Source organism: Nitrospirillum pindoramense, from assembly GCF_007827955.1.
Classification (GTDB): Bacteria; Pseudomonadota; Alphaproteobacteria; order Azospirillales; family Azospirillaceae; genus Nitrospirillum; species Nitrospirillum amazonense_B.
In genome coordinates this window covers 1-26979 of sequence record NZ_VITR01000022.1, presented here as the reverse complement: position 1 = coordinate 26979, position 26979 = coordinate 1, and the positions used below count along the sequence as shown (strand labels likewise).

Here is a 26979-nt window from a genome sequence, read left to right as displayed (position 1 = left end):
GCCTGCCGGCGCCTGATGAATTTACAAATCAAGCGTGGCGGAGAAGCGCACCGTCGCCGGCATGCCGGCATAGAGCGTGGTGCCGCCGGTGGCCCAATAGCGTTCGTTGGTCACGTTGTCGGCGTTGACGCGCAGGGTCAGCCCGCTTCCCCGCACCACGGTCTTGTAGCTGGCGCCCAGGCTGAGCGTGGTGTAGGCGGGCAGATAGGCGCGGTTCTGCGCCTCCGCCGCCCGGTCGCCGGTGTAGTAGACGCCGGCGTTCAGGGCCACGCCGCCCAGGAAGTCGGGATGGTATTCCGCGAAGACGGAGCCGGACCAGCGTGGCGTGTTCTCCACCCGCCGGCCGTCCTGGTAGACGTTGCCCGTGTTCTCCTGCAGGGCGTTCAGATACTGGCCGCTGACCAGCAGCGACACGTCGGGCAAAACCTCCCCCTGGACGGAGGCTTCCACGCCCTGATGCACGGCCGTGCCGTTGACGACATAGGTGTTGTGGATGTCGGTGTAGGCCAGGCCCCGCTCGATATGGAACCAGGCCAGCGACATCATCGCCCCGCCCACCTCCATGCGGCCGCCCGCCTCCACCTGCTTGCTGACCACCGGGTCCAGGATGCTGCCGGCATTGGTGGTGCCGTCGGGTGCGGTGCCGGCGCTCTCCAGCCCCTCGATATAGGTGGCGTACAGGCTGGACTTCGGTGTCAGCTTGTAGACCAGACCGGCGGTCGGCGTGACCGTCTGCACGGCGTAGTTCCGGGCGGTGGAGGCGGTGTCATAGTCGACATAGCGGGCGCCGGCGATCAGCAGCCAGCTCTCGCCCAGGTGCGCCATGTCCATGACATAGCCGCCGGTGTCGATGTTCACGCTGCCGGCGTTCAGCTTGGTGGTGGTGAACTTCAGGCTGTCATAGGGGATGGTCAGCGGGTCGTACAGATTCTGCTTCACCCCGACGTAGGACTGCTGGTGCTGGTCCTCCTGGGTTTGGCGGTTGCGGCTGAACCCCAGCAGCAGTTCGTGGTTGATGGGGCCGGTGTCAAATTTGCCTGACACCTCCAGCCGCAGGTTCTGGTTGCGATATTCCTGGTCGGGCGTGTAGGTGCCGGTGATGGTGCCGGCGCCGGTGGCCAGGTTGACGGAGCCTAAGTTGGCGATGGTGCGCTGCCGCCGGGTGGAGGCGACGCCGAACTCCGCACGGGCGGACCAGTCGTCGGTGATGGTGTAGTCGGCGCGGCCCACCACGTTGGTGGCCCAGGTGTTGTAGGGGGCGTTCAGCGGCGCCAGGCGCTGCGTGGGATCGGGCACGGCGGGCAGGATGATGGTGCCGCCATTGCCGTTCTTGGCGCCCACGGCGCTGGGCAGGGTGACGCCGCCGGGCTCATCCATCTCGCGGCGATAGTATTCGGTGTCCAGCTTGAAGGTCAGGCGCTCGGTGGCACGCCAGTCGAAGGCGCCGCTCATCAGCCAGCGGCGGCCGTCCACATCGTTCACCGGCGTGCCGATGCGCGAGGCGTAACCGTTGATGCGGGCGCCATACTCATTGTGGTCGCCGAACTCCCGCCCGATGTCGAAGCCGCTGCCGAAGCTGCCGTTGCCGTCGCCGTTCATGGTGAAGCTGGTGACGGGGTCGGGGCCTGCCCGCTTGGTCACCACGTTGACGATGCCCGACGGCGTGCTGATGCCGTAGTACAGCGCGGACACGCCTTTCAGCAGCTCGACCCGCTGCTTGTTCTCGATGGGGATGGGGCCCAGGTTGATGATGGGCAGGGAGCCGTTCAGGCGATAGTTGGTGCGCGCGTTCATCAGCACGCCGCGCGATACGAAGTTGTTGCTGGTCAGGGGGCTGGTGGACTGCTGGGTGATGCCCGGCGTGTTGCGCAGCGCGTCGTCCAGCCCTTGCGCCCCCTGCGCGTCCAGCAGGGCGCGCGGCAGGATGGACACCGTCAGCGGCGTGTCCAGCAGCGACTGGTTCCGGAAGGCGCCGACCTGCACCACCTCCGCCTTGAAGGAGGGGGCCTGGGTGCCGCTCACGATGATGTCGTCCAGCGCCTTTTCCTGGCCGGCGTCGGTGCCCCCAAAGTCGGCTCCCGTCGCATCCGTCACCGCATCCGCAGGGGCGCTGACGGCATCGGCGGCCTGGGCTTGCTGGGAATAGTGCAAGGCCGTCAGCAGGGCCAGGAGCGACACGGCGGCGCGCGTTTTCATCGGTGGGTCCGTTAGGTAAGGGCGGTGACGGGCTCCTTCATAGTGAGAGTGATAACGGATCGCAATTGCATTCTTGTGATGGGGACGGGATGGACACCACATCGGTGCCCATCCCGTCCCGCTTGGTCCGGTTACTTCGCCGCCAGCGCCGCCTGCAGCCCCGGCGTGAACTGCGCGCCGTCGGGCACGGTGATGCTGGAGCCCTTCAGCGCCGTGCCGAAGGGTTCGGCGCGGCCGCCCAGGCAGGCACCCAGGAACTGTTCGGCGGCGGCGTTGAAGGCGATGCTGTTCTCCGGCCGGGCGAAACCGTGGCCCTCGTCGGGGAACAGGATGTAGGTGACGGGGATGTTCTTCTCCTTCATCGCCTTCACGATCTGGTCCGATTCCGCCTGGTTGACGCGGGGATCGTTGGCGCCCTGGCCGATCAGCAGCGGCTTTTTGATATCCGCCGCCTTGAACAGGGGGGAGGCGTCGTGCAGCAGCTGGCGGCCGTCCTCCGTCGTCGGGTCGCCCATGCGCTTGTAGAACTGCTGCTTGCCGGCCTCCCAATAGGGCGGGATGGTCTTCAGCAGGGTGGCGAGGTTGCTGGGGCCGACGATGTCCACGCCGCAGGCGAAGGCGTCGGGGGTGAAGGTCAGGCCGGCCAGGGTGGCATAACCGCCATAGGACCCGCCCATGATGGCCACCTTGTCCTTGGTGGTGATGCCCTGCTTGACCGCCCAGTCGACGGCGTCGATCAGGTCGTCATGCATCTTGCGGCCCCATTGCAGGTTGCCGGCGGTGATGAAGTTCTTGCCGAAGCCGGTGGACCCCCGGTAGTTGACCGACAGCACGGCATAGCCCCGGTTGGCCAGCCACTGGTGATAGCCGTTGTAACCGTAGCCGTCGCGCGCCCAGGGGCCGCCGTGCACGAACAGCACCATGGGCAGGGGCTGGTCGGGGTGGCCGTCGCCCTTGCTGTCGGCCCCGGCCGGCAGGGTGAGGTAGGAGACCAGGGTCAAGCCGTCGCGCGCCTTGATCTCCACGGGGTGCATGGCCGAGAGGTCGGCGCCCTCCAGCTCCGGCCGGTTGACGAACAGCTTGGTCAGGGTGTGGGCCTTGCGGTCGAAGCGGTATGTCGCCGCCGGCGCCGTGACCGGGTCCACCACCACGATCCAGGCGCTGTCGTCGTCGGTGCGGCTGGTGATGTGGATGTCGCCCTTCAACTGGGTCTTGAGGAAGTCCAGCTCGGCGCCGATCTTGGGATCCAGCGCCGTCCATTCCGTGCGCAGGTAATCGACGGCATAGGCCTGGACCACCCCCGTCTTGGGGTCGGCCAGGATCTCGCCCACATCGGCCTTGGCGCTCTGGCCCACCACCTGGGTGGCGCCGGTGGCGGCGTCCTGGGCGATCAGGGCGGCGGTGTCGCGGCCGCGGCTGTCGATCCAGTACAGGGTCTTGCCGTCCTCGGTATAGCCCAGGGGGTTGGTGGTCAGGCTGTCCTCCAGCCCGACCGCGCCCAGCGGCTGGGCTTCGACCTTATTGTCGACCACACGGAAGAAGTCGGTGCCGCCGTCGGGGCGGGATTTCCCCGCCAGCCGGATCTTGAGGTCCTCATCCGCCGTGACGCCGGCATAGCCATCGTTCTTGAACACCAGGGTCAGGGCGCCCTTGGCCAGGTCCAGGCTGTAGACGTCGAACCACCGTGGATCGCGGTTGTTCAGGCCAACCAGGATGCGGTCCTTGATGCGGTGGCTGGTGCCGACGATGTCGACGCGCGTCTTTTCCTGCGGCGTCAGGGTGCGCTGTTCGCCCGTGGCGACGGTGACGCCGTAGAGGACGAAATTCTCATCCCCGCCCTTGTCGTTGACGAACAGGATCATCTTGCCGTCGGGCGACCAGAAATACTGGCGGATGGGGCGGACCTTCTCCGCCGTCAGGGCCTTCGCCTTGGTGGGGTCGCTGGCCGGCGCCACCCAGATGTTCAGCACGCCGTCGCGCGGCGCGATCCATGACAGCCATTTGCCGTCGGGGCTCAGCTTGGCCTGGGTGCGGCTGGGGTTGCCGAAGAACTTGGCGCGTTCGATCAGGGGGGCGGCTGGGCTGGTGGCCGGGGCCGGCGGGGCGGCCAGGGTGAGGGAGGTGGTGCCCAGCAGCAGGGCCAACGCCAGTACGGAAGAGCGCATCATTATCCTCGCAAGTCGTAGTCGGCCGCCCTGTCGGGAAGCGATGTCCGGTGATGGGAGTCCGGTGGTCGGATCAGGGCGTCAGGATGAGGGCGACCCCGCCCCACGGCAAGCCATTGGATGGGCTTACACATTTGGGGTGGGCCCAATGGGGGGGCGGGGCCGGCCGGGTCGTGCCTTAAGCGCCGCCGGGGGCCGCCTTGTCGTAGAAGGCGTCCAGGTCGACGACCAGTTGCTTCAGCGCGTCGGGGTTCAGGTAGATCATGTGCCCTGACGGGTAGTACTTGAACGTCAGGTTCTTCCGCTGCGCCGGTTCCAGGGCCATGTGGTTGATGTCGTATTCCGTGGCGAAGAACGGCGTCGCCATGTCGTAATAGCCGTTCAGCGACAGCACCTGCAGGTGCGGGTTCTGGCGCATGGCCAGGCTGAGGTCCAGGGCCACGTCCGGCACCTCCATCCTGCCCACGCTGGGCACCTTGTGGTGCCAGTCCCACTGCTCATTGGCGTCGTCTGAGCCGGCGCGGTACTCCAGGTCCGTCTTATAGCCCAGTTCCCCGCCCAGATAGGCGCGCAGGCTGGAGATGAAGGCGCTGTTGATGGCGCTGTCGGAGGGGTCGTATTCCGGCCCTTCGCCGGCGGCGTCCGTGTCCACGCCCAGGAAGCGGCTGTCGAAGCGGCCCACCGTCTGCCGCTTGTCGCGCAGCAGTTCCTTCTGGAAGCGGAACAGGTCGACGCGCAGCTTGGCCCGCTTCAGGTAATCGACCGACAGGCCGGTCAGGGCGGACATCTGCTTGGCCACCGCGTCCTCCTCCTCGGGCGTGATGGTCTGGCCCTTGGCCAGGGCGGCGGCGTAGGGCCCGCGGGCGAAGACGCGCACCTGCTGCACGAAGGCCGCCAGGTCGGCCGGCTTGTTGGGGATGCGGTTGTGATACCAGGCGGTGGCGGCATAGCTGGGCAGGAAGGCGATGTAGCCCTCGTCATAGCCCGGCTGCCCGATGCCGTAGTTCAGGATGGAGGACAGCAGGATGACGCCGTTCAGATCCATCCCGTCCTGCTGCAGCCGGTTGGACAGGGCGGCGGACCGGGTGGTGCCGTAGGACTCGCCGAACAGGAATTTGGGCGAGTTCCAGCGGTTGTTGAGCGTGACGTACCGGCTGATGGCGCGGGCGAAGCCGTCCACGTCCTGGTCCACGCCCCAGAAGTCCTTGCCCTTGGTCTCGCCCAGGGGGCGGGAATAGCCGGTGCCGATGGCGTCGATGAACACCAGGTCGGTCTTGTCCAGCAGGCTGTCGTCGTTGGCGCTGAAGTTGTAGGGCGCCGGGGCGTTGTTGTCCGGGCTGGCCGTGCGCACCCGGATGGGCCCGAACGATCCCATGTGCAGCCACAGGCTGGCCGATCCCGGGCCGCCATTATAGAGGAAGGTCACCGGCCGCTTGGCCGGCGACGCGCCCTCGGCCGTATAGGCGACATAGAAGACGCTGGCCGTGGGCTTGCCGTCGTTGTCGCGGATGGTCAGGGTGCCGGCGGTCGCCTGATAGCGGATGCTCTTGCCCTTGATGGTGACGGTGTGGGACGTGGTCTTGGCCGTTTCCGTCACCGGCGCGCGGGCGGTGGCCGCTTCGATCTGCTCCGCCACCTTTTCGTTCTTGGGCGTGTCGTCCCCGCCCTTGTCCTTCTTGTCTTCGGCGCCACTGGCCCACCCGGCCACGGCGACGGAGGTCAACAGCACCGCCGTCAGCGCGGCCACGACCGTTTTACGCATTCCCTACTCCCTGTTGAAAACCTGGCATAACCAGGCTCGATAACAGGGAATGTAATATTATAACACCACCAATGTCTGCCCCGGTTTTTCAGGGACACGCCTTTTTGTCGCAGCGGCGGGGGCCGGCCGCATCAAACCCGATGCAGCCGGCCCCAACTCGGTTTGTCTGCTTAAGGTGCGGTAGGCGCCGCCTTGTCGTAGAAGGCGTCGAGGTCGGCGATCATCTGCTTCAGCGCCTCGGGGTTCAGATAGACCATGTGGCCGGAGGGGTAATATTTGAAGGTCACGTTCCGGCGCTGGGCTGGCTCCAGCTGCATGTGGCCGATGTCGTACTCCGTGCCGAAGAAGGGCGTGGCCATGTCGTACCAGCCGTTCAGCGACAGCAGTTGCAGGTGCGGGTTCTGGCGCATGGCCTCTGCCAGATCCAGCGCCACGTCCGGCGTTTCCATGCGGCGGCCGCCGATCTTGTGGTGCCAGTCCCACTGGCCGATGGCGCCCTCCGCGCTGCGGCGGTAGTCCAGGTCGGTCTTGTAGCCCAGGTCGCCGTTGATGTAGGCGCGCTGGCTGGAGATGAAGGCGCTGGTGACCGCGCTGGAGGAGGCGTCGTACTCCGGCCCTTCGCCGGCGGCGTCACTGTCCACGCCCAGGAAGCGGCTGTCGAAGCGGCCCACCGTCTGCTCCTTGTCGCGCAGCAGCTCTTTGCGGAAGCGCTGCAGGCTGACGCGCAGCTTGGCATGTTTCAGATAGTCGACCGACAGGCCGGTATAGGCCGCCAACTGCTTGGCCACGGCGTCCTCTTCCTCCGGCGTGATGTCCTGGCCCTTGGCCAACGCCACGGTGTAGGGCCCGCGCGCATACTCCCGCACCTTTTGCAGGAAGGCCGGCAGGTCGGCGGGCTTGTTGGGGATGCGGTTGTGATACCAGGCGGTGGCGGCGTAGCTGGGCAGGTAGGAGACGTAGATGTTGTCGAAGCCCGGCTGGCGGATGCCGTAATTCAGGATGGACGACAGCAGGACGACGCCGTTCAAATCCATGCCGTCCTGCTGCAGGCGGTTGGCCAGGGCGGCGGACCGGGTGGTGCCATAGGATTCGCCGAACAGGAATTTGGGCGAGTTCCAGCGGTTGTTGAGGGTGACATAGCGGTTGATGGCGCGGGCGAAGGCGTCCACGTCCTGGTCCACGCCCCAGAAATCCTTGCCCTTGGCGTCGCCCAGCACACGGGAATAGCCGGTTTCCACCGCGTCGATGAACACCAGGTCGGTCTTGTCGAGGATGCTTTCCTCGTTGGCGGCATAGACATAGGGCGCCGGCGGGGTGTTGTCCGGCGCGTTGGTGCGCACCCGCACGGGCCCCAGGCCCATGTGCAGCCACAGGCTGGCCGAGCCGGGACCGCCGTTGTAAAGGAAGGTCACCGGCCGCTTGGTCGCCGGTGCGCCGTCGGCGGTATAGGCGACGTAAAAGACGCTGGCCGTGGGCTTGCCGTCATTGTCGCGGATGGTCAGGGTGCCGGCGGTCGCCTGATAACGGATGCTCTTGCCGTGGATGGTGACGGTGTGGGGGCTGCTCTTGGCCGTCTCGGCGATGGGCGCGCGGGCGGTGGCGGCCTCGATCTGCTCCGCGATCTTGCCCGCCTTGGGATTGTCCTCCCCGCCCTTGTCCTTCTTGTCCTCGGCCCAGCCGTTGGTCGCCACGCTGGCCATCAGCGCCGCCGTCAGCGCGGTGGCCGCCAGCGTCACCGTCCTGTTCTTCCCTGCCATCCGTTTCATTTTCTGCTCCATCACGGGCCCTGTTCCATCACGGGATTTGTTATCCAATAAAAATTTGATGTTGGAAGCAGGCCCATTTGTCCAGCCCCGATCCTGCGGCAGATCGGTTGTCAGGCTGGCAGGCATCCCAGGTCGGCCAGCGTGGCGGCCACCGCCCTGTCCAGCGGCGTATGTGGCTCGGCCCCCAGGAAGGCCGTCAGCTTGCCGTTCTCCAGCCGCACGGGGCGTTGCCACAGATAGCGCATCTCGCGCAGTTCGCGGAACACGGTGACAACGGGGGACGCCAGGGTCACCAGCCACCAGGGGAAGGTGGTGATCGCGGGCCGTTTGCCACCCCGCGCCACCACCACCCGCTGGATGGCGTGGGCCATCTCCACCCCCGGCTCCAGCCAATGGCCGCCGAAATGGAAGGTCTCGAACGCCGCCAGGTCGCTTTCCCGCGCCAGCAGTTGGCTCACCGCCGCCGCCGCGTCGGGCAGATAGGCCCAGGCGTGGCCGACGGCGTGCGGGCCGGGGTAGGGGATGGAGGTCACCGGCCGGCCCGGCTTCACCAGGCCCTGGCCGAACCAGTTGTTGCCGGCCTGCGGCCCGAAGAAGTCGCCACAGCGCAGGATCAGGACGCGGGCGCCCCTCTGGCTGGCCTGGCGTAACCGCTGCTCCATCGCCACCCGGATGCCGCCCTTCACCGTGGTGGGGTTCTGCGGCGACCCTTCCGTCAGGTTGGGCAGGGCATCGGGGCCGTAATTGTAGACCGATCCGGGCAGGACGATGCGGGCGCCCACCGCCGTGGCGGCGGCGATGGTGTTGTCCAGCATGGGGAGCACCAGCTTGTCCCAATCCTTGTAGCCCGGCGGGTTCACGGCATGGACGATGACATCCGCGCCCAGGGCGGCCTGGGCCACGTCGTCGGCGTTCAGGGCGTCCCCCCCGATCCAATGGGCCGCTGCCAGGTCCGCTCGCGGGCTCGGCCCCCTGGCCAGCGCCTTCACCGTCCAGCCCTGGGCCAGCAGGGTGGCCGCCACGGCGCCCCCGAAGCCGCCCTTGGCCCCAATCACCAGGGCCGTCTTGCCGTTCGTCGTCATCTCATCCCTCATCCGTCATGGTGCGATGGCCGGAGGGTAGGGGGAGTGCTAGCTAAACGTAATTGCGCAATATCATGGCGCGGCTATACATAAATTTATGAAACAGCAGGAACCCGGTTGGGAACTCTATCGCTCCTTCCTCGCGGTGCTGCGGGAGGGCAGCCTGTCGGCGGCTGGGCGCGCGCTGGGGCTGACCCAGCCGACCGTCGGCCGCCATGTGGAGGAGCTGGAGCGCGCGTTGGGCACGGCGCTCTTCACCCGTTCGCCCCAGGGCCTGACGCCCACGGAAACCGCGCTGGAACTGCGCGGCCATGCCGAGGCGATGGCCGCCGCCGCTGCGGCCCTGCAGCGCGCGGCGTCGGGCTCGGCGGATGCGGTGACGGGCAGCGTGCGCGTGACCGCCAGCGAGGTGGTGGGGGTGGAGGTGCTGCCCACCCTGCTGGCGGCCTTCCGCCGCGACCATCCCAAGGTGGCGATTGAGCTGTCGCTGTCCAACGAGACGGAAGACCTGCTGCGGCGTGACGCCGACATCGCTGTCCGCATGGTGCGGCCCACGCAAGGGGTCTTGGTAGCCCGGCACCTGGGCGTCATCGCGCTGGGCCTGCATGCCCACCGCTGCTATCTGGACGCCCAGGGCACGCCGACCAGCTGGGATGATCTGGCCAACCACAGCCTTATCGGTTTTGATACCGAAACAGCCGTCATCCGCGCCCTGCGCGCCCGGGGACGGTATTTCGGGCGTGAGCATTTTGCCTTCCGCGCCGACAGCGACGTGGCGCAGTTGGCCGCCATCCGCGCCGGTTTCGGCATCGGCATTTGCCACGTGGGGTTGGGCCGGCGGGATCCTGACCTGGTGCATCTGCTGCCCGGTGCCCTGGGCTTCGACCTCGACACCTGGCTGGTCATGCATCCGGATCTGAAATCCAGCCGCCGGGTGCGCCTGCTGTACGACCATCTGGCCCTGGGCTTGGCGGACTATATCCGCACCGGGCAATAAGGCACGCCGGCGGGGGCATGGCGGGGCGCATGCGGAAAAGCTGCGACGTCAAGTCCCGGCGCCGACGCCGGGGCATGAAAGGTTCGGCATTGCCAGCGGTATCACGTTGGAAGAAAACTGCGACCGCTAACAGAGCGCCTTTTCAATTCAGGGGTAGGACTTCCCATGAAGCTGCTGCGTTACGGCCCGGTGGGCCAGGAGAAACCCGGCCTGCTGGACGCCGCCGGCCAGATCCGCGACCTGTCGGGCCATGTGGCTGACATCGGCCCCGACCAGCTGTCGGCCCAGGGCCTCGCCACCCTGGCGGCGCTGGACCCCGCCAGCCTGCCCGTCGTGTCCGGCAGCCCGCGCCTGGGCGTGCCCTACACCGGCATTTCCAAGTTCCTGGCCGTGGGCCTGAACTATGCCGACCATGCCGCCGAATCCAACCTGCCCCTGCCCAAGGAGCCGGTGCTGTTCACCAAGGCCATCAGCTGCCTGAACGGCCCTAATGACGACGTCATGCTGCCCAAGGACAGCGTGAAGAGCGATTGGGAGGTGGAACTGGGCATCGTCATCGGCACGACCGCCCGCTATGTCGATGAGGCCGACGCGCTCCGCCATGTCGCCGGCTATGTCCTGATCAACGACGTGTCGGAGCGTGAGTACCAGATCGAGCGCGGCGGCACCTGGGATAAGGGCAAGGGCTGCGACACCTTCGGTCCCGTCGGTCCCTGGCTGGTTACGGCCGATGAGATCGCCGACCCGCAGAACATCGACCTGTGGCTGGACGTGAACGGCACCCGCCGCCAGACGGGCAACACCAGCACCATGATCTTCGGCGTGGCGACGCTGGTCAGCTACATCAGCCGCTTCATCACCCTGCAGCCGGGCGACCTGATCACCACCGGCACCCCGCCGGGCGTGGGCATGGGCATGAAGCCGGAACCGGTGTTCCTGAAGGCCGGCGACGTCATGCGCCTGGGCTCCGACCTGCTGGGCACGCAGCAGCAGACGGTCATCGCCTGGCGGCGCTGATCCCACGGATCGCCTTTTGGGCGCACAGCGGCATGAAAATCCTCATGCCGCTGTAGGCCCCAAGGGCGGCGCCCGGCGATTGAGGGAAACGTTCCTGGTATAAGCGGGGGGCGGGGAAACCTGTCCCCCGTTCTGCTGTGAGGGGCCGATGCGCATCCTGGTCACCGGTTCGTCCGGCCCGTTGGGCGCGACCATCGTGCGCCAGGGGTTGGCGCTGGGCTGGACTGTGACAGGGCTGGACATCCGGGCGGGGGCCACCACCGATATCCAGGCCGATGTGGCCGATGCTGGCGCGCTGGCGCGGGCCCTCGAGGGGCAGGACGCGGTCATCCATGCCGCGGCCTTGCATGCGCCCCAAGTGGGCCGGGTGCCGGATGCCGACTTTCACCGGGTGAATGTCCAGGCGACGGCGACGCTGTTGCGCCTGGCGGCCGAGGCCGGGGTGGGGCGCGTCGTCTACACGTCCACCACCTCCCTCTACGGTCACAGCCTGGTGCCGCCAGCGGGTGGCCTGGTCTGGGTGGATGAGGAGACGCCGGTCCGGCCGCGCGACATCTATGACGAGACCAAACGGGCGGCTGAGGATCTGTGTGCCCAAGCCGGGCCCGCCTTTCCCAGGGGCTTGGCGGTCCTGCGCATCGCCCGCTGCTTCCGGGAGCCGGCCCCCACGCGTGCCGCCCACCGCCTGCACCGGGGCTTGAGCATGGTCGACGCGGCGGCGGCCCATGTCCACGCGGCGGCGGGGGCCGTCCCCGGCACCTTCCTCATTTCCGCTCTCACCCCCTTCCGGCGGGAGGAGGCGGGGGCGCTGGCCACGGATGCGGCGGGCCTGATCCGTGTCCGTCTGCCGCGCCTGGCCGCCCTGTTCGACCGCCGGGGCTGGCCTCTGCCGGTCCGGCTGGACCGGGTGTACGACGCTGGCCGCGCCGCCACCGTGCTGGGCTTCCGCCCGCGCTTCGATTTCTCCCGCCTTTAGGGCGCGATCCCCACCGCCTTGGCCAGCCAGGCCCGCTCGCCAGCGTCGTCGGCCGGGTCGCCTGTCCAGGTCAGGGCTGGGGTGGGGTGGTAGCTGACGTTGGAGCCGCGCGGCCGTTCCACCCAGGCCTTGTGGCCGAACGAGATCCCGGCGTAGCCGGAGGGCAGGGGGGCCTGGGTCACATCCATGAAGATGGTGTCGGCATCGGTCTCGGTGCCCGCCTGGCGCACGTTGGGCAGGGCCAGGAACAAATCCAGCAGGTCCAGGCAGGCGGACACGCAGGCGCCGTCGGTCAGCACGATGACCTGCCCGCGCACCGGGTTGGGCGGCGGGCGCAGGGGATTGGCCCGGGCGGGGGCCTCTTCGGTGAAGGTGCTCTGGCCGGCGGCGATGGCATCGTCATAGCGTGCCAGCCGGCGCCGTATTTTGGCGGCGGTGTCGGCCTGAAGGCTGACATCCTTCCCCTGGGACAGATAGGCGGCGAGCTGGTCACGATTCAGGCGCGACGCGCGATAGACCACTGGCCCCAGGTCGGGTCTGCCCGCTTTTACCAGATCCGCCCCCCACAGCAGATCGGCCAGGGCATAAGCGAAGTCGGCGCCTCCGCCCGTGTTGCCGCGCACGTCGACCACGACCGTCCGCGCGCGCCGGATGGCCTCAAGATGGGTTTTCACCGCCCTCAGGGTGCGTTTCCATGCGTGGTCGCTGACCATACCCGGCGCGCCGATCCACCAGCCCTCCTGGCCCCAGCGGCTGAGGCCAAACTGCGCCCGGGCCGTCCGCGCGGGGCTGCTATCCTCCGTGGTGGGACGGTAGCTCAGGGTATAGGAGCGGGCAGGGCCACCACCGGGCGGGGTGAAGGTGCAGGTCTTCAGCGGCGGCTGAAACAGGCTGCCCTCACTGGCCCAGAGCAGCCAGAAGGCGTAGCTACGGCGTTGGGAGTCCAGGGTCAGGTCCTGTCCGTTGCGCTCCTGCCGGTCATGTGCCAGGGCGGCGGCGGATACGCCGTCGCAGGCGACCAGTTGGGCGCCGGCCGGGGGCAGGGCCGTATCGGGCGCATGGGCGGTGACGGTATAGCCGCCACCGGCCCACGCCAGGTTGAAGCCCGGCCAGATATAACTGCGCCTTAGAGACGGGGCGTTCTTGGTCGCATAGGCGCCGATGTGGCTGTCGCGGAAGCCACTGGCGTAGAAGCGCAGCAGGTCGAAATAGGTTGCCTCATCCCGCACGGCGGGCAGCAGCTTCTTGGCTCCCACCCGTCCAGTTTCCAGCCAGGCGCGGAAGGGGGCGCTGTCCTTCGCCACCACCATGGCCGGATGGTTGGCCACCAGGATGTCATGCATGGCGTTCAGGTCGGTTTCCGCCATCCGCCGCCAGTCGATGGCATCCGCCGCCGGCGCGGGTGTCGCCCCAGCGGCCACCATCATCAGGGCTGCCGCCACGCCCCTGCCCAAACGCCCCCTGCCCAAACGCCCCCTGCCCAAACGCCCCCGAACCACGGTCATCCTCCCCCTCGTTGCCCCCACCCCTTGTCACGGCCCCCCTTGTCACGGCCCCCCTTGTCACGGATGGCAGTGTGCCGGGGCGCGCTTGGCCTTCAAAGGCTTCAGTGTCGCAACGCCTCACTCCCCCGCCGCCATCTCGATCACATCGGCGGCGTCGTCCAGGCCCCGGCGCCGCGCCGCCTCGGCCGGCGTCTGGCCCAGGGGGTTGCGGAAGGCGGGGTCGGCCCCGAAGGACAGCAGCAGTTCCGCCACCTCCACCGCCGCTTCCTCATTCTCGGGCAGGCAGAACAGGGCGGGCTCGCCCGGCCGGTCCTGGCGGTTGGCGCGGTCGGGCTCCTCGGTCAGCAGGGTGCGCAGCCGCTCCACCTTGCCGGCGAAGCACAGGCCACGGAAATTGCGGCTGTGTCCGGCCAGGAACTCCGCCATCGCCTGTTGGCCAATATAAACCGCGTGGGTGAGGGGCGTGCCGCCATAGCGCCGGTCGAAGGGATCGACCTCGGCCCCCCGCTCAATCAGCAGGCGGGCGATGTCCAACGCCCCGGCGTGGGTGGCGGCATGCAGGGCGCTGTGATCATGGTCATCGGCGATGTCGGGCGACATGCCGAGGTCCAGCAGCGTCCGCACCGCGTCCACCCGCCTCGCGCGGATGGCGGCCCTCATGGGCGCCATCCGGTGCAGGAACGCCGGATGCGCCGCCGCCAGGTGCCGAAGCGTGGCCGTGTCCCCAGCGGCGGCGGCGGCCACGAATCTCTCCCCTCCACTCAGCTCCGGCTCCCGCGCGCCATGGCGCCGCAGCAGGTCCGCCATGGCCATATGCCCACCCAGGATGGCGTGCTTGAGCACCGGATGCCGGGAGTAGTGGTTGATGTCGTTGGCGTCGGCCCCATGGGCCAGCAGCCACTCCGTCCGGCGGGGATGGTCGTTGGCCACGGCGTTGCCCAGCAGATAGGCCACCGCGCTGCGCGCCTTGTCCCCGCCCAGGGCGTTGGGCGCGGGGCCCGTCCATTTGCCGGTTTCTCCCCGGCTTGCCGATTCCGCCCACAGGAAGTCCAGCCAGGCGGTCGAGTCCTCCCCCAGGGAGGTGTTGTACAGCGCCTGGGCGGCGAACGGGTTGGCGCCCCGATCGATCAGCAGGCGGGCGAACGCCTCCGCCTGCGGGTGGGGCGCCTGGCCGCCTTCGCCCTCACCGATCACGCCCACCAGGGGGGTGAATTCCGGGCTCTGGTCCGACCAGCCGGCATCGGGGTCGGCGCCCGCGTCCAGCAGCAGGGTGGCGATGGCTAGGGCGGTCGCACCCCTATCCGCGCCTCCTGCCGGCAGCCGCGCGTACGCCAGTCGGATCAGGGGCGTCCAGCCATCGAAATCGCTGCGGTCCTGCGCCAGGCGCGCGTCCTTTTTCAGGAAGTCGCGCACCGCGTCCAGGTCATGCGCCGCCACCGCCGTGTGGATGCTGGACTTGGTGATCTCCGGATACCGGGCCAGCAGGCGGGCGGCCACGGCACCCCGGCCGGCACCGTCCTGCTCATAATCCCCCCAGGTGCGCGTGGCGGGATCGGTGCCATAGCGGTTGACTGATTTTTCCAGCAACAGGCGGATGCGGTCCTCCTGCGTGCGGGCGCGGTCGGCCAGCTCGCGGGTCAGGGCGGCCCAGGTGGGATAGCCATGTTCCCGCGCCAGGGCATGCTGCACCTCGCGCAGCTTGGGCGCGGTGGCGTGCCCGGGGAACTGGCTGAGGAAGCGCGCGGCGGCGTCGGCATCGCCGGCCTGCAGCGCCTTCAGCCAGCGCTTGGCCTCACGGCGCAGGGCGTCGGCGGTGGTGCGGGGGGAGAGGGTACGCGAAGACATGGACCTTCCTTCCGTGAAACGCCCGATGTCCGCTACAGGGGGCCGGAAGAAGGGATATGTCGGGTACGGACGAAGCCGAATGGGTGGAGGCCAGGCCCCCTTGCCGCGGACAGGTGGCGCCCCACTGCGCACTGCGATTGAGGAAACGATGATTGGCGGGGTGCTGTCAACGGTGTGTTAGGCGGAGAGGGACCTCCACACCGCGACGCTGCGCGGCGGCGATAGTCGCTGTTTGGGGCGCCACGGGCGCCCCGTGGGTTCAAAACCCTTTGCCGCAATCCATGGCTATATGTAAATTACACACAGAATGGAAATTGAATTCGACACGGCCAAGGATGCGACCAACCAAGCGAAGCATGGCCTATCGCTTGCCTTCGGCGTGCGGGTTTTCGCCGATCCCGATTTCCTAATTCTGCCGACGATCCGAAAAGAAGATGAAGAGGAGCGTCACAAGGCGGTCGGAATGGTGGATGGCAAGCTCTATACCGCCGTTCATGTCTGGCGCGGGGAAACGTTTCGGTTCATCTCGGTGAGACGGAGTAACGACAGTGAAGAAAGAGCCTATCATTGCAATTGAGGCAGATGCTTCCGACCCGGAAGACCGTCCGGTTAGCGCCGATGGACTTGAAAAGGCCCTGCAAGGGCGGCGCATCCGGCGGCTGCGGCAGCGTTTGAGCCTGAGCCAATCGGAATTTGCCGAACGCTACGGCATTCCGGTGGCGAACCTGCGGCAATACGAAATCGGACGCACCATGCCGCCGCCCGCCGTGCGCGCCTATCTTGCCGTTATCGAGCAAGAACCGGAGGTGACGGCTGAGGCTTACAGGAAGTCACAGGCGGCATAATCTGAAGAGAGTTGGCTGGGGGACTTGGATTCGAACCAAGGTTGACGGAGTCAGAGTCCGTAGTCCTACCGCTAGACGATCCCCCAGCAGGACGGGCCGCGATGACGCCTGGATCGGCGCCGGTGCTCAGATGACCAGAGCTGTCGCGGAAGAAATTGGCTGGGGGACTTGGATTCGAACCAAGGTTGACGGAGTCAGAGTCCGTAGTCCTACCGCTAGACGATCCCCCAGCAGAACGAACGCGGTGGCGCTGACCACCATGTCCGTCGGACGGCGCGGCTTATAACACCCCTCTTGGGGGATGTGTAGCCCTTTCTTGGATTTTTTTTGACGGTGGCGGAAAGCGGGACCGGGCGGGTCGGGAGGGACGCAAGGGTCGCCGATGGTGCAATTGCGGGGCGCTGCCGCGTGCGCGAGGGTGGTGGTGCGGGGCCGCTTTCATGGTCTAGAGTACCCCTTGTGTGCCGCAGCGGCGCCGGGGCGCCCCCCAGGACATTGGTCCGGGGTGGCTGACCGGGTGCCGGATGGGCGGCGGAAAGCCCGGAACGGGCGTGACGGAAAAGGCTGGTTCGGCGATGAGTGAAACGGGCGTTCAGCCCCTGCCTGAAACCCGCGCCCCCCGGGGCGCGGGCCCGGGTGAGCCTTTGCGGCGGCCGGTTCTGGCCGCGCTGGACCTGGGCACCAACAATTGCCGCCTGCTGATCGCCCGTCCGGGGCGGGAGGGCTTCCGCATCATCGACGCCTTTTCCCGCATCGTGCGGCTGGGCGAGGGGGTGAGCCGGACCAACGCCCTGTCGGATGAGGCCATGGCCCGCACCGTGGCGGCCCTGAAGATCTGCGGCAACAAGATGCGCCGGCGCGGCGTCACCGACCTGCGCGCCGTGGCGACGGAGGCCTGCCGTCGCGCCGCCAACTGCGGCAGCTTCATCGACCGCGTGGCGGAGGAAACCGGCATCCGCATCGAGATCATCTCGGCGGAGGAGGAGGCGCGGCTGGCGCTGGCCGGTTGCGCCGCCCTGCTGAACCGCCGTATCCCCCGCGCCCTGGTGTTCGACATCGGCGGCGGCTCGACGGAGATCATGTGGCTGTCCTTCAGCCGGGGGCGGCCCATGCTGATCGACCAGGTGTCGGTGCCCCAGGGGGTGGTCAGCCTGACGGAAACCTTCGGCGGCGACCGCGTCCTGCCCGAGGCCTATCGCGGCATGGTGGACACCGTGGGCGCCGCCCTGGCGGATTTCGATGCCCGCAACGATATCCGGCGCGAGGTGGCGGCCGGCCGGGTGCAGATGCTGGGCACCTCGGGCACCGTCACCACGCTGGCCGGCATCCGCCTGGGCCTGACCCGGTATGACCGGTCCCAGGTCGACGGATCCTGGCTGGGGCTGGAGGAGGCCCGGGCCATCAGCAAGTCGCTGCTGGACCTGGATTACGCCGGCCGCTCCGCCCATCCCTGCATCGGTCACGACCGGGCGGATCTGGTCATCGCCGGCTGCGCCGTGCTGGAGGCCATCTGGGAACGCTGGCCGGTGGAAAACCTGCGCATCGCCGATCGGGGCGTGCGCGAGGGCATCCTCACCGAGCTGCTGGCCGCCACCCGTTGCCCCGGCTAGGCCGGGTCATGGCGGCCCCGCGTGCTTCGTCTTGAGGTTTCACTTGCCTTTGGCGGCATCAGGACCAATATGCGCCGCTTCGAATCGATGCCGAGAGATGACGGGGCCGTGGGCCCGGTCCGCCAAACCGGGTGTTTATCATGACCAAGTCCAAGGGTTCCGGGGCCAAGGGCACGGGTAGCCAACTCAGCGGTCGCGGCCTGACCGTGCGCGTGAAGACGGCGGCCAAGCGGTCCGTTTCCTCCGCCCGCTGGCTGGAACGCCAGCTGAACGACCCCTATGTCGCCGAGGCCAAGAAGCGCGGCTATCGCTCGCGCGCGGCCTTCAAACTGCTGCAGCTGGATGAGAAGTATCACCTGCTGAAGCCCGGCACCCGCGTGGTCGACCTGGGGGCGGCCCCGGGCGGCTGGACCCAGGTGGCGGTGGAGAAGGTGCGCGGCGCCAAGGTCGTGGGCCTGGACATCCTGGGCATGGAGGATGTGCCCGGCGCCATCACCATGCAGATGGACTTCCTGCTGCCCGAGGCGCCCGACCAGCTGAAGGCGGCCCTGGGCGGCCCGGCCGACGTGGTGCTGTCAGACATGGCGGCCCCCACCACCGGCCATCCCAAGACTGACCACCTGCGCATCATGGCGCTGGCCGACGCGGCGTACGCTTTCGCGGCGGAGGTGCTGGCCCCCGGCGGCGCCTTTGTCGCCAAGCTGTTCCAGGGCGGGGCGGAGCGCAGCCTGCTGGACCTGCTGAAGCGCGACTTCGCTGTGGTGCGCCACGCCAAGCCGCCGGCCAGCCGCGCCGACAGCTCGGAAACCTATGTGGTCGCCACCGGCTTCCGCGGCGCCACCACCCGGCGGGACGATGACGCCGCCGAGGGGGATGAGGACTAAATTCTTAACCTTTCCACCCCGTGAGGGGTGAGGCCCGCGCAAGTCTGCATGGCGGATTTGACCCATATCTGGTGGGTTCACAAGCGGGCAAGCGCGTGTATAGTGCATCGAACCTTAAGCCCTGGATGACACGGCCGGCCCCATGTGTGGGGGCGGACGGGTCGTCCCATACCCGTATCTGACGCCTGGGCCCGCCACATCCTACGGCCGGCCCGCCTAGGGAGATGGTTCATGACCCGTGCGCTCCAAATCCGCGAAGCCCTGACCTTCGACGACGTCTTGCTGGAGCCTGCGGCGTCCAGTGTGATGCCGGCCGAAGTGGACACCCGCACGCGGCTGACCAAGACCATCGAACTGGGCATCCCCCTGATGTCCGCCGCCATGGACACCGTGACGGAATCGGCCCTGGCCATCGCCATGGCCCAGGCCGGCGGCATGGGCGTCATCCACCGCAACATGGACATCGAGCGCCAGGCCGAGGAAGTGCGCCGGGTGAAGCGCTTCGAATCCGGCATGGTGGTCAACCCCATCACCATCGCCGCCGACGCCACCCTGGCCGACGCCCTGGGCCTGATGGCCCGCTACCGCATCTCCGGCATTCCGGTGGTGGAGAATGGCGCGGCGGGCAAGCTGGTCGGCATTCTGACCAACCGCGACGTGCGCTTCGCCACCAACCCCCACCAGCCGGTGTCGGAACTGATGACGCATCAGAACCTGATCACCGTGCGCGAGGGCGTGGGCAAGGATGAGGCCAAGCGCCTGCTGCACACCCACCGCATCGAAAAGCTGCTGGTGGTGGACGACAGCTACCGCTGCATCGGCCTGATCACGGTGAAGGATATCGAGAAGGCGCAGTCGCACCCCAACGCCTGCAAGGATGAGAAGGGCCGTCTGCGCGTGGCCGCCGCCACCGGCACCGGCCCGGATGGCCTGGCCCGTGCCGAGGCGCTGTTCGACGCCCAGGTGGACGTGCTGGTGGTCGACACCGCCCACGGCCATTCCTCCAAGGTGGCCGACCAGGTGCGCGCCGCCCGCGCCCTGTCGAACTACACCCAGGTCATCGCCGGCAACGTCGCCACCGGTGACGCCGCCCGCGCCCTGATTGACGCCGGTGCCGACGCCATCAAGGTGGGCATCGGCCCGGGGTCCATCTGCACCACCCGCATCGTCGCCGGGGTGGGCGTGCCCCAGCTGACCGCCGTGATGGACGTGGTGGACGCCTGCCGTGAGCGCGGCATTCCCGTCATCGCCGACGGCGGCATCAAGTATTCCGGCGACCTGGCCAAGGCCATTGCCGCCGGCGCCGACGTCGCCATGCTGGGCAGCATGTTCGCCGGCACGGACGAAAGCCCGGGCGAGGTCATCCTGTACCAGGGCCGCAGCTACAAGAGCTATCGCGGCATGGGCTCGGTGGGCGCCATGGCCCGCGGCTCCGCCGACCGCTACTTCCAGGCCGAGGTCACCAACACCCTGAAGCTGGTACCCGAGGGCGTGGAGGGTCGCGTGCCGTACAAGGGCCCCGTGGGCAGCGTCATCCACCAGCTGGTGGGCGGGCTGCGCGCCGCCATGGGCTACACCGGCAACGCCACCCTGCCGGACATGCAGCAGAACTGCCGCTTCGTGCGCATCACCAACGCGGGCCTGCGCGAGAGCCACGTCCACGACATCCAGATCACCAACGAGTCGCCGAACTACCGTCCGGGTTGATTTCCGGCGTCGTTGTGCCTTGATGATGAAGAGCCGGCTGGGTTCGCGGTGAACCCCAGCCGGCTCTGCTGTTTTTGATCCAAAAGAAGAAATCCCACCCATGACCCCGACCGCTCGCCTGCAGGCGGCCATCGACCTTCTGACGGAAGTCCTGGCCACGCCGCGCCCCGCCGATGCCGTGGCCAGCGCCTTTTTCCGCGCCCGCCGCTATATCGGCGCCAAGGACCGCACCGACGTGGCGGAGAAGGTCTACGGCATCCTGCGGCGCTGGGCCCGCCTGCACTGGTGGCTGAACCGCGCCGGCTATGGTGGTGCCAATGCGGATGGTACGGCCCAGCCGGCGGTGGATGCCCGCGCGCTGCTGATCGCCGATGAGCTGCTGACCCGGGGCCGCAGCGCGTCTTCGGTAGCGGAGCATTTCAACGGCGGCAAGTTTGCGCCCCTGCCGCTGGAGGCGCATGAGCGCGCCCTGATCCAGGCGCTGGAAACCCATACGCTGGAGCATCCGCAGCAGCCGGACGCCGTCGTGGCGGAAGTACCGGACTGGGCGGCGGACACGCTGCGCAACGCCTTGGGTGAGCGCTTCGTGCCGGAAATGCAGGCCATGCTGGGGGCGGCCCCCATGGATCTGCGGGTGAACCCGGTGAAGGGCACGCGGGAGCAGGCGCTGGCGGCCCTGGCCAAGGCCGGCGTGCAGGCGGAGCCGACCAAGATCTCCGCCCTGGGCATCCGGGTGCGCAACCGCTTCCCCATCGCCACGCTGAAGGCCTTCCAGGACGGCCTGCTGGAAATTCAGGATGAGGGTTCGCAACTGGTGGCCTTCGCCGCCAACCCGCAGCCGGGCCAGCAGGTGGTGGACTTCTGCGCCGGCGCTGGTGGCAAGACACTGGCCATCGCCGCCATGATGGCCAACAAGGGCCGCGTCATCGCCTGCGACGTGCTGGATGGCCGGCTGAAGCGGGCGCAGGAACGCTTCCGCCGCGCCGGTCTGCACAACATCGAGACACGGCCGCTGAAGTCGGCCCGCGACCCGTGGGTGAAGCGGCATAAGGGCCGTTTCGACCGCGTGGTGGTGGATGCGCCCTGCAGCGGCACCGGCACCTGGCGCCGCAACCCGGATGCCCGCTGGCGCCAGCTGGGTCCGGGCCTGTCGGAGCTGCTGCCCTTGCAGGCGGAAATCCTGGACAGCGCCGCTCGCCTTGTTCGGCCCGGCGGCCGGCTGGTCTACGCCACCTGCTCGCTGCTGCCGGAGGAGAACCAGGACCAGGTGACCAGCTTCCTGGCCAGCCATCCGGACTTCACCCTGCTGCCCGTCACCGAGGCCTGGCCCGAGGGTATGGGCGCCCCGCCCAGCACCAACGGCATGCTGTCGCTGTCCCCGGCCCGCCATGACACCGATGGCTTCTTCGCCGCCGTCATGGTGCGCAAAGAGGCCGCCGCCGGTGCCCCTGACGCGGATGAGCTGGAGGCGGAAGAGGCTGGCGAGGACGCCACCGAGACCTGACTCCGTCCAAGTTCCCGAACGATTCCCCACCATCCCATCGCGCGCGCCCTCTGGCGGGATGCCCGCATCTGCGGCAGGATGGTGGGGACGGTAACGGGAACGAGGGGCGGTTCATGGCTCACGGTCCGGCGGAAATCGGTTTGGTGCGGCCGGCCACGGTGGCGGACGCCGCGGCCATCGCTCGCGTCCATGTCGCCAGTTGGCGCACGACCTATCCCGGGCAATTGCCCGACGATTACCTGGTGGGCCTCTCGCCCGAGGCGCACGCCCAGCGCTGGCGGGGCTTGCTGGCCGGGCGCCAGCGGCGCACCTTCGTCGCCGTGGGCGAGAACATCGCCGCCGACGGCCTGCCCGCCACCGGCGTGGTGGGCTTCGCCACCTGTGGCGCCCAGCGCACGGAAATCCGAGGCTATGAAGGCGAGTTCTACGCCATCTACCTCTACGACCATGCCCAGAACCAGGGCCACGGCCGCCGCCTGATGGCGGCCATGGCGACCGAACTGATGAGTTCCGGCATGCGCTCCGCCTGCGTCTGGGTGTTGCGTGACAACCCCGCCCGCTGGTTTTACGAGCGCTTGGGGGGAAGTCGTTTGGCGGAACAGCCCATCACCTTCGCCGGCGCCCGCCTGACCGAGGTCGCCTACGGCTGGCTGGACCTGGCGCCCCTGGCCCGGCTGTCGTCGTACAGCGAGGGGTAAGGGGACGCGCGCTAATTCCCCGGCGCCGCCTTGTGGATGAAGCCGGTTATGGCCTCCATGACGCCGGGGGCCAGGGACAGGCTGGGGTCGGCGTAGGTGGCGAAGTTGGCCTTGGGCTCCGCCGGCGCCGCTTTCAGCACATGGTTGGCGCCCGGGATGAGGGCCAGGGTGGCCGAAGGCTGGGCCTGCGCCAGCAGGCGGGCGTCCTCTACCGTGACCTGCAGGTCGGTGTCGCCCTGCAGCACCAGCAGCGGCACCGTCAGGGCTGCCGCCGCTTGCGTCGGGCTGACGGCCCCTTGGGAGATGACATAAGGCTGGATGGCGGGGCGATAGAGCACCCGCAGGGCCGGCGGCACGTCGTCCACCGTGCGGCCTTCCTTCAGCGCCGCCTCGATCGCCGCCACCTTGTCCAGGATGGCGGGCGGGGCGCCCCGGTCGCGGATTTGCTGCAGACGGATATCGCCGAAGGGCCGCCCGGCGCCGGACAGCGACAGCACGCCGCAAACCGGTACCTTCTCCTTGGCCAGTTGCGCCGCCGCCAGGGTGGCGATGGTCGCCCCTTCCGAATGGCCCAGCAGCATGACGCAGCGCACCTGGGGTTGGCGCGCGAGATAGCGGGCCCAGGCCGCCATGTCATCGACATAGGTCGAGAAACGCAGATTGTCCTCGCCGGGGCAGGCGGCGGCACTCTTGGCGATGCAGCGCTTGTCCACCCGCAGGCTGGCGATGCCGTCGGCGGCCAGGCCCTGGGCGATCAGCTTCAGCACGTTGCTGCGCACCGTCAGCAGGGTGGAATTGCCGTCGCGGTCCGAGGGGCCGGACCCCGCCTGCATCAGCACCGCCACGCCGCCTTTCCAGTCCGCCGGCCGCATCAGGGAGCCATATAGGAATGAACCGCCGCCACCCTCCAGGCTGACCTCGGTATCGGACGTGTCGGGGGCTTGGGCCAATGCTGTCGGCGTCGTGAGGATCAGGGCGGCGGCCAGCAAACGACGGAGGAGGGGACGCATGGATGCTCCACGGGAAAGGCTATAATTCGTTATTTAGCAAAATAACAAAGCAGAGTCCAGCCGGTCCAAATCCGGCCGGTCCGTTCTCCCGCGTTCGGCGCGGGGGCCCCTTGCCTGTCCGGCGCTTGCCGTGCCGTGCCCCTTGGACTAGCGTGCGGCCACCCTCGCAACCCCCAATGATAGGGATAAGCCCATGGCCACAGAGACGACGTCCGATCGGGTCCTCATTCTCGATTTCGGGTCGCAGGTGACCCAGCTCATCGCCCGGCGGGTGCGCGAGGCGGGAGTGTTCTGCGAGATCCACCCCTATTCCATGAGCGAGGCGGCCATTGAGGCCTACGCGCCCAAGGCCATCATCCTGTCGGGCAGCCCGGCCTCGGTGACGGAAGAGGGCAGCCCCCGCGCGCCGGGCATCGTCTTCACCAAGGGCGTGCCCGTCCTGGGCATCTGCTACGGCCAGCAGACGATGTGCGAGCAACTGGGCGGCAAGGTCGAGCCCGGCGAGACCCGGGAGTTCGGCCGCGCCTTCGTCGACGTCAAGGAGCCCTGCGCCCTGTTCGAGGGCGTGTGGCAGGTGGGTGCCCGCGAGCAGGTGTGGATGAGCCATGGCGACCGCGTCGCCAAGCTGCCGGAAGGCTTCCGCATCGTGGCGACCAGCGAGGGCGCGCCCTATGCCATCATCGCCGATGACAGCCGCCGTTTCTACGCCGTGCAGTTCCATCCGGAGGTGGTGCACACCCCCCATGGCGACGCGCTGATCCGCAACTTCCTGTTCGCAGTCTCCGGCCTGTCGGGCAGCTGGACCATGGCCGCCTTCAAGGCCCAGGCCATCGAGAAGATCCGCGCCCAGGTCGGCACCGGCAAGGTCATCTGCGGCCTGTCCGGCGGTGTCGACAGCTCGGTCGCCGCCGTGTTGATCCACGAGGCCATCGGTGACCAGCTGACCTGTATCTTCGTCGACACCGGCCTGATGCGCGCCGGTGAGGCGGATGAGGTGGTGACGCTGTTCCGGGACCACTACAATATTCCGCTGGTCCACGTCGATGCGGCCGACCTGTTCCTGGGCAAGCTGGCCGGCGTCAGCGACCCGGAAGTGAAGCGCAAGACCATCGGCGCCACCTTCATCGAGATCTTCGATGCCGAGGCCAAGAAGATCGGCGGCGCCGGCTTCCTGGCCCAGGGCACGCTCTACCCCGACGTCATCGAAAGCGTCAGCTTCACCGGCGGCCCCAGCGTCACCATCAAGTCGCACCACAATGTGGGCGGCCTGCCGGAGCGCATGAACCTGAAGCTGGTGGAGCCGCTGCGCGAGCTGTTCAAGGATGAGGTCCGCCGCCTGGGCGTGGAGTTGGGCCTGCCCAAGGCCTTCATCGGCCGCCACCCCTTTCCGGGGCCCGGCCTGGCCATCCGCATCCCTGGCGAGATCACGCCGGAGAAGCTGGAGATCCTGCGCAAGGCCGACACGGTCTACCTGGAGGAAATCCGCAACGCCGGCCTGTACGACGTCATCTGGCAGGCCTTCGCCGTGCTGTTGCCGGTGCGCACCGTCGGCGTCATGGGCGACGGCCGCTCCTACGACTACGCCTGCGCGCTGCGCGCCGTGACCTCGGTCGATGGCATGACCGCCGACTACTACCCCTTCAGCCACGAGTTCCTGGGCCGCGTCGCCACCCGCATCATCAACGAGGTGCGCGGCATCAACCGCGTGACCTACGACATCACCAGCAAGCCGCCGGGCACCATCGAGTGGGAGTGACTCGAGCCATGAGGCGCTCGATTTTCGAAAGGGAGCTGCTTCCGGTATGACACAACCGGCTCCTCACGGAGATCACGCCGGACGATCTTCCCGCGCATTGCGGGAAGATCGTTGATCGCGGCGCCCCGGCGGTGGCGATCAACGTGCGGGACATCCTCAAGCAGATTTACGGGTTCGCCATCCTGCACGGCGAGAAGATCGTAAATCCGGCAGACGACGTTGGGACAGCGTCGATCGTGACCTTTGCTCCGAAGGATCGCTCGCTCTCTCCTGCCGAGATCCGGATCATGCTCAGATAACTTGAGAAGGTCGCGGCTCTGCCGACAATCCGGTTGGGGATGAGGCTCTATTTGCTGACGACGGTGCGCAAGAGCGAGTTGCGGGATGCAGTCTGGGACAAGGTGGATCTCGAGAACGCGGTCTGGACGATTCCGAAGGAGCACATGAAGCGGTCGAAGGCCCATAACGTTTATCTGTCGCATCAGACGCTCGACATCATGATCGCGCTGAAGACCTGTGCAGGTAACTCGCGGTATCTGCCGCCTTCGAGGTACGACGCCGATGCTCCTGTGTCTCGGGCGACGTTCAATCGCGTCACCTACGCGGTGGTGGAGCAAGCGAAGAAGAAAGGGCTGCCGCCTCGAGCCTTTCACGGTTCATGACTTGCGGCGCACCGGCTCAACGCTGTTGAACGAGCTCGACCTCAATAGCGACTGGATCGAGAAATGCCTGGCGCATGAAGATGATCGTTCGTCGCGCCGTGTCTACAACAAGGCGGAGTACCAGGTTCAGCGTCGCCACATGATGCAGGAATGGGCGGAGATCGTGGACGCGTGGGTAGAAGGGCGTAAACACACACCTGTCCTCTTGTGTAAAAGTCTGGACTAAATCTGACGTTTTGCTGGAATGGCGGGGTGATGTTGCCGCTGCCGGGGCATGCCCCGGCAGCGGCGGCGGTTTGTTTGGAGCCCGCGATGACGAGGGATCAAAAGGTAATCCGCGCCAAGGTCGGCGTATTGGAATTGGCCAAGCAGCTTGGGAATGTGAGCCAGGCATGCAAGATGATGGGCTATAGCCGGGACAGCTTCTACCGGTTCAAGGAACTCTATGAGAAGGGTGGGGAGATGGCGCTGCAGGAGATGCGGCGCCAGGGCCGCCCCCTGCTGAAGAACCGGGTGGACCCGGCCATTGAGGAAGCGGCGGTGGAACTGGCCATCGAGCAGCCGGCCTGAGGCCAGGCGCGCGCGTCCAACGAATTGAAAAAGCGCGGCTTGTCGATCTCGCCGTTCGGTGTGCGCAGCGTCTGGCTGCGCCACGGCCTGGAGAACATGAAAAAGCGCCTGAAAGCCCTGGAGGCCCGCATGGCCCAGACCGGCCAGGTGCTGACCGAGGCCCAGGTGGCCGCCCTGGAAAAGGCCAAGGCCGAGAAGGAAGCCCATGGCGAGTTCGAGAGCGAATGCCCCGGATACTGCATCGCCCAGGACACCTTCTACGTCGGCACCCTCAAGGGCGTGGGCCGGGTTTACCAGCAGACGGTGATCGACACCTATTCCAAGGTATGGGCTGCTGCCGGCTTGGATGACACCGGGATAAGGTGTTGATCCAACCGGAGGACCTGACTTGGAGCGCAAACAGTACAGCCGCGAATTCAAGG

Annotated in this window: 22 protein-coding genes, 2 tRNA genes and 1 pseudogene; 15 read left to right on the top strand and 10 right to left on the bottom strand. The window is 67.7% G+C overall.

What is annotated here, in order from left to right:
* Window positions 1-21: 21 nt before the first annotated feature.
* The 5 genes from FBZ90_RS25665 to FBZ90_RS25645 all read right to left on the bottom strand — a co-directional run bounded on the left by FBZ90_RS25665 (window position 22) and on the right by FBZ90_RS25645 (window position 8971).
* Entirely contained in the window at window positions 22-2196 is a 2175-nt protein-coding gene (locus tag FBZ90_RS25665) for a TonB-dependent siderophore receptor (protein WP_145736209.1), read from the bottom strand.
* A gap of 131 nt (window positions 2197-2327) precedes the next feature.
* Window positions 2328-4364 (bottom strand): S9 family peptidase, encoded by a 2037-nt coding sequence (locus FBZ90_RS25660; RefSeq protein WP_246130878.1) that lies wholly within the window; start codon window positions 4362-4364, stop codon window positions 2328-2330.
* 175 nt (window positions 4365-4539) lie between these two features.
* Window positions 4540-6123 carry a S10 family peptidase gene (locus FBZ90_RS25655; RefSeq protein ID WP_145736207.1) on the bottom strand — a complete coding sequence of 528 codons (1584 nt, stop codon included), beginning with the start codon at window positions 6121-6123 and terminating at the stop codon, window positions 4540-4542.
* Window positions 6124-6293: 170 nt separating this feature from the next.
* The gene (locus tag FBZ90_RS25650; RefSeq protein WP_145736206.1) at window positions 6294-7889 is read right to left on the bottom strand and encodes a S10 family peptidase; all 1596 of its coding nucleotides are present in this window, start codon (window positions 7887-7889) and stop codon (window positions 6294-6296) included.
* A gap of 110 nt (window positions 7890-7999) precedes the next feature.
* Window positions 8000-8971: an NAD-dependent epimerase/dehydratase family protein gene (locus tag FBZ90_RS25645; RefSeq protein ID WP_145736204.1), complete on the bottom strand. Its 972-nt coding sequence runs from the start codon at window positions 8969-8971 to the stop codon at window positions 8000-8002.
* Window positions 8972-9068: 97 nt separating this feature from the next.
* On the opposite strand from FBZ90_RS25645, the gene FBZ90_RS25640 reads away from it, so the two are divergent.
* From FBZ90_RS25640 to FBZ90_RS25630, 3 genes are all read left to right on the top strand, one after another.
* A complete protein-coding gene (locus FBZ90_RS25640) occupies window positions 9069-9968 on the top strand; it encodes a LysR family transcriptional regulator (protein ID WP_145736202.1) in 900 nt (299 codons plus the stop codon).
* 165 nt (window positions 9969-10133) lie between these two features.
* Entirely contained in the window at window positions 10134-10985 is an 852-nt protein-coding gene (locus FBZ90_RS25635) for a 2,4-didehydro-3-deoxy-L-rhamnonate hydrolase (RefSeq protein WP_145736200.1), read from the top strand.
* A 148-nt stretch (window positions 10986-11133) separates the two neighbouring features.
* Entirely contained in the window at window positions 11134-11961 is an 828-nt protein-coding gene (locus FBZ90_RS25630; RefSeq protein ID WP_145736198.1) for an NAD-dependent epimerase/dehydratase family protein, read from the top strand.
* Here FBZ90_RS25630 and FBZ90_RS25625 read toward each other — a convergent pair.
* Together FBZ90_RS25625 and FBZ90_RS25620 are read right to left on the bottom strand one after the other, a co-directional pair.
* Complete coding sequence (locus tag FBZ90_RS25625; protein WP_186456046.1) at window positions 11958-13403, bottom strand: S41 family peptidase; 1446 nt, start codon at window positions 13401-13403, stop codon at window positions 11958-11960. The genes FBZ90_RS25630 and FBZ90_RS25625 overlap by 4 nt on opposite strands.
* A gap of 180 nt (window positions 13404-13583) precedes the next feature.
* Window positions 13584-15311 carry an ankyrin repeat domain-containing protein gene (locus FBZ90_RS25620; RefSeq protein WP_145736193.1) on the bottom strand — a complete coding sequence of 576 codons (1728 nt, stop codon included), beginning with the start codon at window positions 15309-15311 and terminating at the stop codon, window positions 13584-13586.
* 307 nt (window positions 15312-15618) lie between these two features.
* On the opposite strand from FBZ90_RS25620, the gene FBZ90_RS25615 reads away from it, so the two are divergent.
* Together FBZ90_RS25615 and FBZ90_RS25610 are read left to right on the top strand one after the other, a co-directional pair.
* Window positions 15619-15888: a BrnT family toxin gene (locus FBZ90_RS25615; protein WP_145736191.1), complete on the top strand. Its 270-nt coding sequence runs from the start codon at window positions 15619-15621 to the stop codon at window positions 15886-15888.
* Window positions 15860-16156, top strand: a complete 297-nt coding sequence (locus tag FBZ90_RS25610) for a helix-turn-helix domain-containing protein (RefSeq protein ID WP_145736188.1) — start codon at window positions 15860-15862, stop codon at window positions 16154-16156. The genes FBZ90_RS25615 and FBZ90_RS25610 overlap by 29 nt, the downstream gene beginning before the upstream one ends.
* 12 nt (window positions 16157-16168) lie before the next feature.
* On the opposite strand, the gene FBZ90_RS25605 is transcribed toward FBZ90_RS25610, so the two are convergent.
* Both FBZ90_RS25605 and FBZ90_RS25600 read right to left on the bottom strand, forming a co-directional pair.
* A tRNA-Gln gene (locus tag FBZ90_RS25605) sits at window positions 16169-16242 on the bottom strand.
* 70 nt (window positions 16243-16312) lie between these two features.
* Window positions 16313-16386: transfer RNA gene (locus FBZ90_RS25600), tRNA-Gln, on the bottom strand.
* Between the two features lie 345 nt (window positions 16387-16731).
* On the opposite strand from FBZ90_RS25600, the gene FBZ90_RS25595 reads away from it, so the two are divergent.
* The 5 genes from FBZ90_RS25595 to FBZ90_RS25575 all read left to right on the top strand — a co-directional run bounded on the left by FBZ90_RS25595 (window position 16732) and on the right by FBZ90_RS25575 (window position 22559).
* Window positions 16732-17766 carry a Ppx/GppA phosphatase family protein gene (locus FBZ90_RS25595; protein WP_145736187.1) on the top strand — a complete coding sequence of 345 codons (1035 nt, stop codon included), beginning with the start codon at window positions 16732-16734 and terminating at the stop codon, window positions 17764-17766.
* Between the two features lie 140 nt (window positions 17767-17906).
* Window positions 17907-18650, top strand: a complete 744-nt coding sequence (locus FBZ90_RS25590; RefSeq protein WP_211102326.1) for an RlmE family RNA methyltransferase — start codon at window positions 17907-17909, stop codon at window positions 18648-18650.
* A gap of 231 nt (window positions 18651-18881) precedes the next feature.
* Window positions 18882-20357, top strand: coding sequence for an IMP dehydrogenase (guaB, locus tag FBZ90_RS25585; RefSeq protein ID WP_145736185.1), 1476 nt, complete (start codon window positions 18882-18884; stop codon window positions 20355-20357).
* A 100-nt stretch (window positions 20358-20457) separates the two neighbouring features.
* Window positions 20458-21861, top strand: a complete 1404-nt coding sequence (locus FBZ90_RS25580; protein WP_145736183.1) for an RsmB/NOP family class I SAM-dependent RNA methyltransferase — start codon at window positions 20458-20460, stop codon at window positions 21859-21861.
* A 113-nt stretch (window positions 21862-21974) separates the two neighbouring features.
* Window positions 21975-22559, top strand: coding sequence for a GNAT family N-acetyltransferase (locus tag FBZ90_RS25575; RefSeq protein ID WP_145736181.1), 585 nt, complete (start codon window positions 21975-21977; stop codon window positions 22557-22559).
* An 11-nt stretch (window positions 22560-22570) separates the two neighbouring features.
* Here FBZ90_RS25575 and FBZ90_RS25570 read toward each other — a convergent pair whose 3' ends face one another.
* The gene (locus FBZ90_RS25570) at window positions 22571-23569 is read right to left on the bottom strand and encodes an alpha/beta hydrolase (protein ID WP_145736179.1); all 999 of its coding nucleotides are present in this window, start codon (window positions 23567-23569) and stop codon (window positions 22571-22573) included.
* A 193-nt stretch (window positions 23570-23762) separates the two neighbouring features.
* On the opposite strand from FBZ90_RS25570, the gene guaA reads away from it, so the two are divergent.
* The 5 genes and pseudogenes from guaA to FBZ90_RS25550 form a co-directional block, all read left to right on the top strand.
* Window positions 23763-25325, top strand: coding sequence for a glutamine-hydrolyzing GMP synthase (gene guaA / locus FBZ90_RS27980; protein ID WP_186456045.1), 1563 nt, complete (start codon window positions 23763-23765; stop codon window positions 25323-25325).
* A 71-nt stretch (window positions 25326-25396) separates the two neighbouring features.
* Window positions 25397-25624 carry a hypothetical protein gene (locus FBZ90_RS28935; RefSeq protein ID WP_477529320.1) on the top strand — a complete coding sequence of 76 codons (228 nt, stop codon included), beginning with the start codon at window positions 25397-25399 and terminating at the stop codon, window positions 25622-25624.
* A gap of 51 nt (window positions 25625-25675) precedes the next feature.
* Entirely contained in the window at window positions 25676-25987 is a 312-nt protein-coding gene (locus FBZ90_RS28930; protein WP_246130876.1) for a tyrosine-type recombinase/integrase, read from the top strand.
* Between the two features lies 1 nt (window position 25988).
* A complete protein-coding gene (locus FBZ90_RS28925; RefSeq protein WP_246130875.1) occupies window positions 25989-26213 on the top strand; it encodes a hypothetical protein in 225 nt (74 codons plus the stop codon).
* Window positions 26214-26299: 86 nt separating this feature from the next.
* A pseudogene (locus FBZ90_RS25550) lies at window positions 26300-26884 on the top strand (helix-turn-helix domain-containing protein); the annotation flags it as partial.
* Window positions 26885-26979 lie beyond the last annotated feature (95 nt).

Coding starts and splice junctions, on each gene's coding strand:
- FBZ90_RS25665 (WP_145736209.1), bottom strand. CDS start 2,196: ATGAAAACGCGCGCCGCCGTGTCGCTCCTGGCCCTGCTGACGGCCTTG.
- FBZ90_RS25660 (WP_246130878.1), bottom strand. CDS start 4,364: ATGATGCGCTCTTCCGTACTGGCGTTGGCCCTGCTGCTGGGCACCACC.
- FBZ90_RS25655 (WP_145736207.1), bottom strand. CDS start 6,123: ATGCGTAAAACGGTCGTGGCCGCGCTGACGGCGGTGCTGTTGACCTCC.
- FBZ90_RS25650 (WP_145736206.1), bottom strand. CDS start 7,889: ATGAAACGGATGGCAGGGAAGAACAGGACGGTGACGCTGGCGGCCACC.
- FBZ90_RS25645 (WP_145736204.1), bottom strand. CDS start 8,971: ATGACGACGAACGGCAAGACGGCCCTGGTGATTGGGGCCAAGGGCGGC.
- FBZ90_RS25640 (WP_145736202.1), top strand. CDS start 9,069: ATGAAACAGCAGGAACCCGGTTGGGAACTCTATCGCTCCTTCCTCGCG.
- FBZ90_RS25635 (WP_145736200.1), top strand. CDS start 10,134: ATGAAGCTGCTGCGTTACGGCCCGGTGGGCCAGGAGAAACCCGGCCTG.
- FBZ90_RS25630 (WP_145736198.1), top strand. CDS start 11,134: ATGCGCATCCTGGTCACCGGTTCGTCCGGCCCGTTGGGCGCGACCATC.
- FBZ90_RS25620 (WP_145736193.1), bottom strand. CDS start 15,311: ATGTCTTCGCGTACCCTCTCCCCCCGCACCACCGCCGACGCCCTGCGC.
- FBZ90_RS25615 (WP_145736191.1), top strand. CDS start 15,619: ATGGAAATTGAATTCGACACGGCCAAGGATGCGACCAACCAAGCGAAG.
- FBZ90_RS25595 (WP_145736187.1), top strand. CDS start 16,732: ATGAGTGAAACGGGCGTTCAGCCCCTGCCTGAAACCCGCGCCCCCCGG.
- FBZ90_RS25590 (WP_211102326.1), top strand. CDS start 17,907: ATGACCAAGTCCAAGGGTTCCGGGGCCAAGGGCACGGGTAGCCAACTC.
- guaB (WP_145736185.1), top strand. CDS start 18,882: ATGACCCGTGCGCTCCAAATCCGCGAAGCCCTGACCTTCGACGACGTC.
- FBZ90_RS25580 (WP_145736183.1), top strand. CDS start 20,458: ATGACCCCGACCGCTCGCCTGCAGGCGGCCATCGACCTTCTGACGGAA.
- FBZ90_RS25575 (WP_145736181.1), top strand. CDS start 21,975: ATGGCTCACGGTCCGGCGGAAATCGGTTTGGTGCGGCCGGCCACGGTG.
- FBZ90_RS25570 (WP_145736179.1), bottom strand. CDS start 23,569: ATGCGTCCCCTCCTCCGTCGTTTGCTGGCCGCCGCCCTGATCCTCACG.
- guaA (WP_186456045.1), top strand. CDS start 23,763: ATGGCCACAGAGACGACGTCCGATCGGGTCCTCATTCTCGATTTCGGG.